The organism is Arthrobacter zhaoxinii, assembly GCF_025244925.1.
Taxonomy (GTDB): Bacteria; Actinomycetota; Actinomycetes; order Actinomycetales; family Micrococcaceae; genus Arthrobacter_B; species Arthrobacter_B zhaoxinii.
In genome coordinates, this window is sequence record NZ_CP104275.1 from 2,594,828 (window position 1) to 2,606,095 (window position 11,268).

Here is an 11,268-nt window from a genome sequence, read left to right on the forward strand (position 1 = left end):
AACATGGCCAGGCGCCGCATGCCGGTGCAGTGCCCAATACTATTCCTACCCGGTGCTTATCCGCGCCCTGTGCTGTCGGCCCCGGCAGCTGCGTGCAGGCGCTGCGCAGCGGCTCTGATGCCCTCATCGGTGCCGGTGAGGGCAATCCGGACGAATCCTGCCCCCGCGTCGCCGTAGAAGACCCCCGGACCCACCACTATGCCGCGCTCCGCAAAACGTGCAACGGTCGTCCAGGTGTCCTCGCCCGCGCTCGCCCAGAGATACAGCCCTGCCTCGGAGTGCTCGATTTTCAGTCCGAAGGCTTCCAGAGCAGGGAGAAGCAGGTCCCGGCGGGAGCGGTAGAGGTCCTTCTGCGCGGCCACATGCGTATCATCGCGCAGCGCTGCGGCCATGGCGGCCTGCACCGGGGCCGGAACAATCATTCCGGCATGCTTGCGGCTGTTGACCAGGTTCGCGATCAATGCCGGGTCCCCGGCCGTGAACGCGGCACGGTAGCCGGCCATGTTCGACTGCTTGCTCAGGGAGTACACGGCGAGCAGCGACTCGGTGCTTCCGCCGCTGATCCGCGGATCCAGGATGCTGGGGACGGGTTCGCCACCGCGGGAGGGATCCCAGGAGTCCCAGCCGAGCTCGGCGTAGCATTCGTCGGAGGCGACTACGGCGCCCACGGCCCGGGCCTCTTCCACGAGCGTGCGCAGCGAGTCTACGGAGCGCACGATGCCGGTGGGATTGCCCGGGGAGTTCACCCAGACGAGCCGCACGCGGGAACGTGTCTGCTCATCCAGATCCGACAGGGAATCGGCAGCGACCGCCGTCGCCCCGGCGAAAACTGCTCCCATGTCGTAGGTGGGGTAGGCCACCACAGGGCGGACGACGACGTCGCCCTCCCCCAGCCCGAGCAGCAGCGGCAGCCAGGCGACGAGTTCCTTGGAACCGACGGTGGGCAGCACTGCCTCCGGATCCAGTCCGGGGACGTTCCGGCGCCGGGCAAACCATTCCGTGACGGCGGCACGCAGATCGGCGGTGCCGTGGGTGGTGGGATACCCCGGAGCATCCGCTGCCGCTGCCAGCGCCTCACGGACGACGGCGGGCGTGGGATCGACGGGAGTACCGATGGAGAGGTTCACGGGCCCGTCGGGGTGCTCTGCGGCCCGGCGCTGGTACGGCGCCATGGCGTCCCAGGGGTATTCCGGCAGATCCAGGCCGAACGCCCGGGACGCCGCCGTGCTCATGCCTGGTTCTGCGGCGGCAGGGCCGCGATGATCGGGTGGTCGGTGTGGGTGTTGCCTACCTTGGCTGCGCCGCCGGGGGAACCCAGGACGTCAAAGAACTCGACGTTGGCCTTGTAGTAGTCGGCCCATTCCTCGGGAGTGTCATCCTCGTAGTAAATGGCCTCCACCGGGCAGACGGGTTCACAGGCACCGCAGTCGACGCATTCGTCCGGGTGGATGTAGAGGGATCGTTCGCCTTCATAGATGCAGTCCACGGGGCACTCTTCAATACATGCCTTGTCTTTGACATCCACGCATGGCTGCGCAATTACGTACGTCACGTCCCTTGCCTTCCTGATCTGCGGACCGTCGGCCGGTAGGACGGCGGGTCGCTGGGTGTTGGTTCCACGTTAGTAGCCTTGTCCATTATCTCCCAGCCGGAGCGTCCCGGTGACTACTCCGGCCCCGCCGTAGGATGGAGGGATGACTTCCGACGCCGCCGCCCTGCTGCGCGGACTGCAGCCCGGCGTACGGGTGGTGGTCCGCTACCGGATCGACGGCGGCTTTACGGACGCACTCGGCACCCTCACGGACATCGGGAAAGAGGAATGCACCGTTTCCACCCGTCGCGGCCACGTCGTGATTGCCTATCCGCTGGTCACCGCTGCCAAGCCGGTCCCGCCGGCTCCCCCGCGGCGGCCGGCCCGGGCACGCCCACTGTAGGGCCAATGCCGGGGCGCTGCCGGGGCGCTGCCGGGGCGATGCCGGGGCGATGCAAAAAGGCCGCCGGAACCAATGGTTCCGACGGCCTTTTGCCTTTAAAACTTGCGCGGAGCTACCCGGCGGTTCCTGCTGCGCGGTCCCGGCCCAGCACGCGGGCACAGGCAAGGACGGCTGCCACAGTGGCAACAGCCTGCCCGAACAGCCAGACCAGTCCGGCGATAACCACCGGCGGCTGCTCCGGCGCGGACGAGCCGGTCACGATCAGCGGCACTTCGCTGACCAGGGCCAGCGAGAAAAGCCCCAGCACCAGGTACGTAACCACACCGGTCACGGCGCTGAGCAGCGCGCTGCGCTGCCACAGGCCGATCAGCAGGGCCACGGCGCAGCTGAACACCACGGCCAGCAACGCACCGACCGGCAGACCGCTGTCACCGGTATACACCACGTGGCCGTGCAGGGAGGTGCCCAGCACTGCCGCGAGGATTCCGCCGGCCACGGCGGCAAGAGGCCCCCGCCAGCGCGGGGACCTCTTGCCGGTGTCAGCCGTAGCGGAAATGACTAGGCCTTGGCGCGGGCGCGGTTGGCCTTGGCGCGGTCGTTCGCGTTCAGGACCAGCTTGCGGATGCGGATGGACTCCGGGGTGACCTCGACGCATTCGTCCTCACGGGCGAATTCGAGCGACTCTTCCAGGGTGAGCTTCCGCGGCGGGGTCAGGTTCTCGAAGGTATCCGAGGACGCGGCACGCATGTTGGTGAGCTGCTTTTCCTTGGTGATGTTCACGTCCATGTCATCCGCGCGGGAGTTCTCGCCGACGATCATGCCTTCGTAAACCTCGGAGGTGGGCTCCACGAAGAAGGAACCGCGTTCCTGCAGCTTGATCATGGCGAACGGGGTGACGACGCCGGAGCGGTCGGAGATCAGCGAACCGTTGGTGCGGTACTCGATCGGACCGGCCCAGGGCTCGTAGCCCTCGGCGATGGACGAGGAGATGCCGGCGCCGTGGGTTTCCGTCAGGAACTTGGTGCGGAAGCCGATCAGGCCGCGGGCCGGAACGATAAATTCCATGCGGACCCAGCCGGTGCCGTGGTTGGCCATGTTGACCATCCGGCCCTTGCGGACAGCCATCAGCTGCGTAACGGCGCCCAGGTATTCCTCGGGTACGTCGATGGTCATGTGCTCCATCGGCTCGTTGACCTTGCCGTCAACGATCTTGGTGACTACCTGCGGCTTGCCGACGGTCAGCTCGAAGCCTTCGCGGCGCATCTGCTCCACGAGGATGGCCAGGGCGAGCTCGCCGCGGCCCTGGACTTCCCAGGCATCCGGACGCTCGGTCGGAAGGACCTTCAGCGACACGTTGCCGATCAGTTCCTTGTCGAGGCGGTCCTTGACCTGGCGGGCCGTGACCTTGGCGCCCTTGACCCGGCCGGCCAGCGGCGAGGTGTTAATACCGATGGTCATGGAGATCGCGGGATCGTCCACGGTGATCAGCGGCAGCGGCTTGGGGTTGTCGACGTCGGTCAGGGTCTCACCGATGGTGATGTCCTCGATGCCGGCAACAGCCACGATCTCGCCCGGTCCGGCGGATTCGGTGGGAACGCGGTCCAGTGCCTTGGTCGCCAGCAGTTCGGTGATCTTGACGGTCTTCATGGTGCCGTCGTGGCGGGCCCAGGCAACGGTCTGACCCTTGCGCAGGGTGCCGTTGAAGATACGCAGCAGGGCCAGGCGGCCGAGGAACGGGGAGGCGTCCAGGTTGGTGACGTGCGCCTGGAGGACACCCTCGGGGTCGTACGTGGGAGCCGGGATGTGGTCGATGATCGTCTGGAACAGCGGTTCCAGGTTGTCATTCGCGGGGGCTGAGCCGTCGGCCGGCTGCTCCAGGGAGGCTGCACCGACGCGTGCGGCGGCGTAGACAACGGGAACGTTCAGGACCAGGTCAAGGTCGAGGTCCGGAACTTCGTCGGCGAGGTCGGAGGCGAGGCCGAGCAGCAGGTCCATGGACTCGCTGACAACTTCGTCGATCCGGGCATCGGGACGGTCGGTCTTGTTGACCAGGAGGACTACCGGCAGCTTCGCGGCCAGCGCCTTGCGCAGCACGAAGCGGGTCTGGGGCAGCGGTCCTTCAGAGGCATCAACGAGCAGCACAACGCCGTCGACCATGGACAGGCCGCGCTCGACCTCGCCGCCGAAGTCGGCGTGGCCGGGGGTGTCGATGACGTTGATGGTGATGGTTTCACCCTTGGCGGCCGGACCGTTGTAGAACACGGTGGTGTTCTTGGCCAGGATGGTGATGCCCTTTTCGCGCTCCAGGTCACCGGAGTCCATCACGCGGTCTTCCACGTCACCGTGGGCGGCAAACGAGTTCGTCTGCTTCAGCATGGCGTCGACGAGAGTCGTCTTACCGTGGTCAACGTGGGCCACAATCGCAACGTTGCGGAGATCGCTTCGTACTGCGGTATTTACGGCCGTGTTGGTTTCTGACATGCGTGAGGACTCAATTCATAGGAGATCAGTTCGGGGTGTATCTTTTTTCGGCCGGATTGGTACCGGCGTTTCCGGCTGTTCTGTACGAATGCTGATTCAATCGCTTGCTCAATCACCAGTCAGAATCCACCGAAGGCCCCGCCGTCAGCGGGCACGCTAACATTCTAGTCGCAATACCATACGATCCCTAATGCGTGCCTCTGCGGGGAGAAACGGAGCAGGCTGCTCCGGGGCCCGGACAGGGACCGGGACAGGCGCGGCACGGGGGCCGTTCCGGACGCAGCGAAGGCGGGAAACCTGTCCGGTTCCCCGCCTTCAGTACATGTGCTTCCGGGCCGCTAGGCGACTTCCGGCGGCAGTTCCAGCCGGGATCCCGGGATGGCGGCGAGCAGGGCCTGCGTGTAGGCCTGCTGCGGGGCGTCGAACACCTCGTCAGTGGTGCCGGTCTCCACGAGCTTGCCCTTTTCCATCACGCAGACGAAGTCCGCAATCTGCCGGACAACCGCCAGGTCATGGGTAATGAACAGGTAGCTCAGTCCCAGCTCCGACTGCAGGTCCGCCAGCAGGTTCAGGATCTGGGCCTGCACCAGGACGTCAAGCGCAGAAACCGCTTCGTCGCAGATGACAACCTCGGGATCCAGTGCCAGGGCACGGGCGATGGCTACGCGCTGGCGCTGGCCGCCCGAGAGCTCGTTCGGGAACCGGCGCATGACCGAGGACGGCAGGGCCACCTGGTCAAGGAGCTCGCGCACCTTGGCCTCGCGGCTCTTGGGCGTACCGATCTTGTGCACCCGAAGGGGCTCTTCAATGGTGCGGAAGATGTTGTACATCGGGTCCAGGGATCCATAGGGATCCTGGAAGATCGGCTGGACCCGGCGGCGGAACTCGAACAGGCGCTTGCTGTTCAGCGTGGTCATGTCCACCCCGTCGAACAGAATGGATCCGCTGGTAGGCGTCTCCAGGTTCAGCACCATGCGTGCCACCGTGGACTTGCCCGAACCGGACTCCCCCACGACGGCGGTGGTGGTGCCGCGCTTGATATTGAAGGACACGTTGTCCACGGCGGTGAAATCGGTGGACTTGCCGAGCCCGCTGCGGAGCTTGAAGACCTTCGTCAGGTCCTTCACTTCAATGACGTTATCCGCAGCCTTAAGCTTGGCACCGTCTTCGGAGGTGAGCAGGTCTGCGCTTTCCAGGCCGCGGCTCTTCGCCGAGTCGATGCGCTTGGAGGCCAGCGACGGCGCCGATTCCACCAGCTTGCGCGTGTAGGGGTGGCGGGGGTTGGTCAGGATTTCCAGTGCCGGCCCGGATTCCACCACCCGTCCCTTGTACATCACAACAACCTTCTGTGCCCGTTCCGCGGCGAGGCCGAGGTCGTGCGTAATCAGCAGCACCGCGGTGCCCAGTTCATCAGTCAGGGTGCCCAGGTGGTCCAGGATCTGCCGCTGGACGGTGACGTCCAGCGCCGACGTCGGCTCATCGGCGATCAGCAGCCGCGGCCGGCAGGACAGGCCAATGGCGATCAGTGCCCGCTGGCGCATACCGCCGGAGAACTCGTGCGGGTACTGCTTGGCGCGGTTTGCCGCATCCGGCAGGCCCGCCTGCTCCAGGACCTTGGCAATGTCTGCCGCGGAATGCGGCAGCCCGTTGGCGCGCAGGGTTTCCTTGACCTGGAAACCGATCTTCCAGACCGGGTTCAGGTTGGACATCGGGTCCTGCGGAACCATGCCGATCGAGTTGCCGCGCAGCTCCTGGATCCGCTTGGCGCTGGCATTGGAAATGTCCTCGCCGTCAAAGAGGATCTGGCCCGAGCTGACCCTGCCGTTGCCGGGCAGCAGGCCGATGGCCGCCAGCGCCGTCGTCGACTTGCCGGAGCCGGACTCCCCCACGATGGCCACGGTCTCGCCGGGCATGATCGTCAGGTGTGCGTCACGGACTGCTTCAACGTCGCCGTTGGCGGTGGCGAACGTGATCGCCAGGTCGCGGATTTCCAGCAGTGGCTGGACGGGGGTGTTTTGGGTATTGATGGTCATCGTTTGCGCGCCTTCGGATCAAGAGCATCACGGACCGCGTCGCCGAGCATGATGAAGCTCAGCACGGTGATGGAGAGGGCGGCCGCAGGCCAGAGCAGCGTTGAGGGGTTGGACCGCAGCGAGGACTGGGCAGCCGAGATGTCATTTCCCCAGGACATGATGCCCGGCGGCAGCCCGATGCCCAGGAAGGACAGCGTGGCTTCCGCAACGATGAACGTTCCCAGCGAGATGGTGGCGATCACGATCACGGGAGCGGTCGAGTTGGGAATAACATGCTTCACCAGCGCCGAGAACCGCGAGACCCCGAGGGAGCGGGACGCCACCACGAAGTCCGAGTTGCGGACCGAGATCACTGCGCTGCGGGTAATGCGGGCCACCTGGGGCCACCCGAAGATCAGCAGCGTGAAGACCACCGTGATGACCGTGCGGTTCTCGCGGAAGGTCGGCAGCTGCATGATGATGATGGCGCCGAGGATCAACGGCAGGGCGAAGAAGATATCGCCGACCCGGGCGAGGATGGCGTCGAGCCATCCGCCGTAGTAGCCGGCCAGTGCTCCCGCGATGCCGCCGATGATCACGACGGCGATGGTGGTCAGCAGACCCACCAGGACGGACGCGCGTGTGCCGTAGATGACCCGGGCGTAAACGTCGCAGCCCTGGAAGGTGAAGCCCAGCGGGTGCCCCGCCGTGGGTGCCCCGTTGGAGTTGGCGAGCAGGCAGTTTTCATCCGGTGACGCATTCGTGAACAGGCCAGGGAAAGCCGCAACCGTCAGGATCAGCAGGATAAGCAGGGCGGAAATGATGAACAGCGGCTGGGTGCGCAGGTTGCGCCAGGCCTCCCCCCAGAGGCTTAGCGGCTGAACATCTTCCTTGACGCTGTCCGTCGCCGCCAGTGGGGTTTCCTCCAGCGGGGCGACGTAGTGCTCAATGTGTGTGGTGTCTTTATTCATAACGGATCCTCGGATCAAGCCAGGCGTACAGGAGGTCTACCAGGAGGTTGGCGATGACGTAGACAAAGACGAGGACGCTCACGATCGACACGATCGTCGGCCCCTCTCCCCTGATGACTGACTGGTAAAGTCGCTGTCCCACTCCGGGGACGTTGAAGATGCCTTCGGTGACGATGGCGCCGCCCATCAGCGCACCCAGGTCTGCCCCGAGGAAGGTCACCACGGGAATCAGCGAGTTGCGCAGGATGTGCACGGTGACCACGCGCGGCCGGGAAAGCCCCTTGGCGGTGGCGGTGCGGACGTAATCGGCGTTCATGTTCTCGATGACCGATGTGCGCGTCAGGCGCAGGACGTAGGCGAAGGACGCCAGGCCCAGGACCACTGCCGGCAGGATCAGGTCCGCCCAGCCGGCGTCGCCGCCAACCGTTGGGCTGGTCCATTGGAGTTTGACGCCCACCAGGAACTGCAACAGGAAGCCGAGCACGAACACCGGGATCGCGATCACAATCAGGGAGACAACCAGGACGGTGCTGTCGAAGATCTTGCCCTTCTTCAGGCCAGCCATGAGGCCGAAGGCAATACCGAAGACCGCTTCGAAAAGCAGGGCCAGCACGGCGAGGCGCATGGTGACCGGGAAGGCCTGGGCAAGGACGGCCGAAACTTCGCGGCCGGAGAAGTCGACACCCAGGTCAAAGGTGACCAGGTTCTGCAGGTAGAGCAGGTACTGGATGATGAAGGGCTGGTCCAGGTTGTACTGGCTGCGCAGCTGTGCGGCAACGGCTTCGTTAACCGGCTTATCGCCGAAGAGCGCGGCGATGGGATCTCCCGGCAGGGAGAACACGAGGAAGTAAACGAGGAAGGTGGCCCCGAAGAAAACGGGGATCATCTGGAGGAAGCGTCGAAGGACGTAGCCCGCCATTAGGGGTGGCCTCCTGCCAGCTGTGGGGGATTGGAGTCTCGCATTTTTTTGTATGCCTGTTCTTGGTAGAACCCGAATACAAGCCGGGGCCCGGCCTTCTGGCCGGGCCCCGGATCGGTCGGTCTAGATACTGCTACTTGGCCGTGACTTCGTAGTACACCGGGACGCCGTTCCAGCCGGTTTCAACGTTGTCCACGTTTTCACTCCAGCCGGACTGTGCCACCTGGTACCACAGCGGGATGTTGGGGAGGTCCTCGAGCAGAACTTCCTGCGCCTTGTTGAGCGTTTCAGCGCCCTCTTCCGGCGTGGAAGCACCGAGGCCTTCGTCCAGGAGCTTGTCGAACTCTTCGCTCGAGTAGCCGCCGTCGTTGGAGCCGCCGCCGGTGCCGTAGTTCGGGCCGAGGAAGTTGGCCAGCGACGGGTAGTCCGCCTGCCAGCCGGTGCGGATGGCACCGGTCAGGGTCTTGGCAGTGGCGTCCGCGCGCAGTTCCTTGAACGTTGCGTAGGGCTTGCCTTCGGCCTGGATACCGAGGTTGTTCTTGAGGCCGTTGGCGACGGCGTCAATCCATTCCTTGTGGTTCGCGTCGGCGTTGTAGCCGATCGTGAAGGTCTGGTCGGCGGGCCAGGGCGAAACCTTCTCGGCTTCTTCCCACAGTTCCTTGGCCTTTTCGGGGTCGAACTCGAGCACCTCGTTGCCGGGGATGCTGTCGTTGTAGCCGTCGATCACCGGGGCGGTGAATTCGGTGGCCGGTTCGCGGGATCCCGAGAAGACAACGTCGGTGATTTCGTCCCGGTTGATGGCCATGGAAATGGCCTGGCGGCGGAGCTGGCCCGCTTCGCCGGAGAACTCCGGAAGGTAGCCGGGGATGGTGATGGTCTGGTTGCCGGCGTAGGCCTTCTCGTCGAAGCGGCCTTCACCCAGATCCGTCTTGAACGTCTTCAGCGCCATGTTGGGAATGGTGTCGAGGATGTCCAGCTCGTTGGACTGCAGGTCTGCGTAGGCTGCGTCGAAGGAGGAGTAGAACTTGAAGGTCACTCCGCCGTTCTGCGGTACACGGGTTCCGGTGTAGTCCGGGTTGGCGACCAGGTCGATCTGGATCTCGTGCTGCCAGGCGTCGTCGCCGTCCAGCATGTACGGGCCGTTGCCGATGGGATCCTCGCCGAACGCGGCGGGGTCCTCGAGGGCCTCGGCGGGCAGCGGGAAGAAGGCGGTGTAGCCGAGTCGCTGCGGGAAGTCGGATTCCGGCTGGCTGAGCTTCACGGTGAACGTGCTGTCATCCACCACGGTCAGACCGCTCATGGTGTCGGCCGTTGCGCCTTCCGCACTGACTACGTCGTAACCTTCGATGCTCTCGAAGAAGTACGAGTTGAGCTGGGCGTTCTTGGCAGCTGCACCGAAGTTCCAGGCGTCAACGAAGGACTTGGCCGTGATGGCCTCGCCGTTGGTGAACTTCTGGTCCGCCTTCACCTTGATGGTGTAGGTCTGGGAATCTTCGGTCTCGATGGACTCGGCGAGTTCGTTGACCGTATTGCCGTCAGCGTCGTAGCTGACCAGGCCTTCGAAGAGCAGGTCCATGATGCGTCCGCCGCCAACTTCGTTGGTGTTGACCGGCATCAGCGGGTTCTGCGGTTCGGTGCCGTTGGCAGTGATGATCGCGGTGCTGTTGCCCTCGGTCTCACCCGAGCCTTCGGCCGATTCGTCGGATCCTCCACCGCAGGCGCTCAGCGTAAGTGCGGCAAGTGCCGCTACGCTCAGCATTTTGGAAGTGCGTGTGACGCGCATTCCGCCTCCTAGTTCTGTTCGGTTCCGGCGTTGATAACGCCGGTGTTGCGGCTCTGCCAAATGGTGAACCGACTCACAAAGCCAAAAGCATAAGCCCACTTTGTTGCCTAGACGTAACCAAGTCCGCCATGTGGCACCCGTATGGGCACCGTGTTGCCGATCACACGGCGCCAAAGACCCTGATGACGTGGGGAAAGGCCGGACCACACCGTCTGGTAACGATTTGGCATACGGGGACTGTATTACATGCAATGACATGTCATATGGCGTGTTTTTGTGTCTCACCCGGGCAAGGGAGGAGTCGGTTCCAGCCATGAGTGGGATGCTCATGGGGTACCAACCGCACGACATCTCGAAGTAGGGGTTCCATGAAAATTACGATTATCGGCGGCTCGCAGGGCACCGGTGCGCAGCTCGCTTCCCTCGCACAGGACGCCGGCCATGAGGTCACGGTGCTCTCCCGGTCCGGCCGTGCGCCCTCCGGTGTTTCCACGCTCACCGGCGACGCTGCGGATCCCGAAACAGTGTCCGCCGCGGTGTCCGGGGCCGACGCTGTGGTCGTCACCGTGGGCGGAGCCAAGGGAGTCCCCCACCAGAGGGCTGCAGTTACCCGGGCAACCGTTAAGGCGATGCAGGCGCAGGGCGTGCGGCGCCTCGTTGTGCAGTCCTCATTGGGCGCAGGAAATTCCTCCTCGCAGCTGCCCGGTCCGCTCGGACTGATCACCCGGGTGGCGCTGGCCAAACCGCTGGCCGATCACAACGAGCAGGAGTCCGCCGTGACCGGCTCCGGGCTGGACTGGACACTCGTCCGCCCGACCGGACTCACCGACAAGGATCCGACCGGTACCTGGCGTGCCCTGGAGGTCGGCAGCGAGGGAAAGCTGCGAGGTTCGGTCCCCCGCCGCGACCTTGCGGCCTGCATGCTGCAGATCCTCACGGACGATTCCACCGTCGGCAAGGCCCTGGGCGTGAGCAGCTAGGGCGCCGGACCCAGCGGCTTCACCATGATCGACGCCGGTGCCGTGAGCAGCGCGCTCGACCACGGTCAGTGCTCGTAGACCATCTCCGTGAAGACTGCCCCGGTGCCGGGTGTTCCCATCGAGTAGCTACTGTGTGGCTCTCTCCGCCCAGGGTCCGGGTGCATCCCCGCCAGCAGCGGGTTGGTGAA

General features: G+C 64.8%; 10 protein-coding genes. 2 read left to right on the top strand and 8 right to left on the bottom strand.

The genetic code is table 11. The features are described 5' to 3' along the window. Positions 1 to 56: 56 nt before the first annotated feature. Complete coding sequence (gene dapC, locus N2K95_RS12090; protein ID WP_260651760.1) at positions 57 to 1,232, bottom strand: succinyldiaminopimelate transaminase; 1,176 nt, start codon at positions 1,230 to 1,232, stop codon at positions 57 to 59. Next, positions 1,229 to 1,552 carry a ferredoxin gene (fdxA, locus tag N2K95_RS12095; RefSeq protein WP_230020973.1) on the bottom strand — a complete coding sequence of 108 codons (324 nt, stop codon included), beginning with the start codon at positions 1,550 to 1,552 and terminating at the stop codon, positions 1,229 to 1,231. The genes dapC and fdxA overlap by 4 nt, the downstream gene beginning before the upstream one ends. 142 nt (positions 1,553 to 1,694) lie before the next feature. Here fdxA and N2K95_RS12100 point away from each other — a divergent pair, with 142 nt between their 5' ends. Beyond that, positions 1,695 to 1,934 (top strand): putative acetyltransferase, encoded by a 240-nt coding sequence (locus tag N2K95_RS12100; RefSeq protein ID WP_260651761.1) that lies wholly within the window; start codon positions 1,695 to 1,697, stop codon positions 1,932 to 1,934. A 112-nt stretch (positions 1,935 to 2,046) separates the two neighbouring features. Here N2K95_RS12100 and N2K95_RS12105 read toward each other — a convergent pair whose 3' ends face one another. The 6 genes from N2K95_RS12105 to N2K95_RS12130 all read right to left on the bottom strand — a co-directional run bounded on the left by N2K95_RS12105 (position 2,047) and on the right by N2K95_RS12130 (position 10,100). Next, on the bottom strand, positions 2,047 to 2,430 hold the full coding sequence (locus N2K95_RS12105; protein ID WP_260651762.1) for a hypothetical protein: 384 nt from the start codon (positions 2,428 to 2,430) through the stop codon (positions 2,047 to 2,049). 62 nt (positions 2,431 to 2,492) lie between these two features. Next, the gene (gene typA, locus N2K95_RS12110) at positions 2,493 to 4,415 is read right to left on the bottom strand and encodes a translational GTPase TypA (protein WP_230020977.1); all 1,923 of its coding nucleotides are present in this window, start codon (positions 4,413 to 4,415) and stop codon (positions 2,493 to 2,495) included. Positions 4,416 to 4,753: 338 nt separating this feature from the next. Then, a complete protein-coding gene (locus N2K95_RS12115; protein ID WP_260651763.1) occupies positions 4,754 to 6,448 on the bottom strand; it encodes an ABC transporter ATP-binding protein in 1,695 nt (564 codons plus the stop codon). After that, positions 6,445 to 7,398, bottom strand: a complete 954-nt coding sequence (locus tag N2K95_RS12120; protein ID WP_260651764.1) for an ABC transporter permease — start codon at positions 7,396 to 7,398, stop codon at positions 6,445 to 6,447. The genes N2K95_RS12115 and N2K95_RS12120 overlap by 4 nt, the downstream gene beginning before the upstream one ends. Beyond that, positions 7,391 to 8,317 carry an ABC transporter permease gene (locus tag N2K95_RS12125; RefSeq protein WP_260651765.1) on the bottom strand — a complete coding sequence of 309 codons (927 nt, stop codon included), beginning with the start codon at positions 8,315 to 8,317 and terminating at the stop codon, positions 7,391 to 7,393. Before N2K95_RS12125 ends, N2K95_RS12120 begins: the two co-directional genes overlap by 8 nt. A gap of 133 nt (positions 8,318 to 8,450) precedes the next feature. Next, positions 8,451 to 10,100 (bottom strand): peptide ABC transporter substrate-binding protein, encoded by a 1,650-nt coding sequence (locus N2K95_RS12130; RefSeq protein ID WP_260651766.1) that lies wholly within the window; start codon positions 10,098 to 10,100, stop codon positions 8,451 to 8,453. Between the two features lie 368 nt (positions 10,101 to 10,468). Here N2K95_RS12130 and N2K95_RS12135 point away from each other — a divergent pair, with 368 nt between their 5' ends. Continuing rightward, positions 10,469 to 11,080, top strand: a complete 612-nt coding sequence (locus tag N2K95_RS12135; protein ID WP_260651767.1) for an NAD(P)-dependent oxidoreductase — start codon at positions 10,469 to 10,471, stop codon at positions 11,078 to 11,080. Positions 11,081 to 11,268 lie beyond the last annotated feature (188 nt).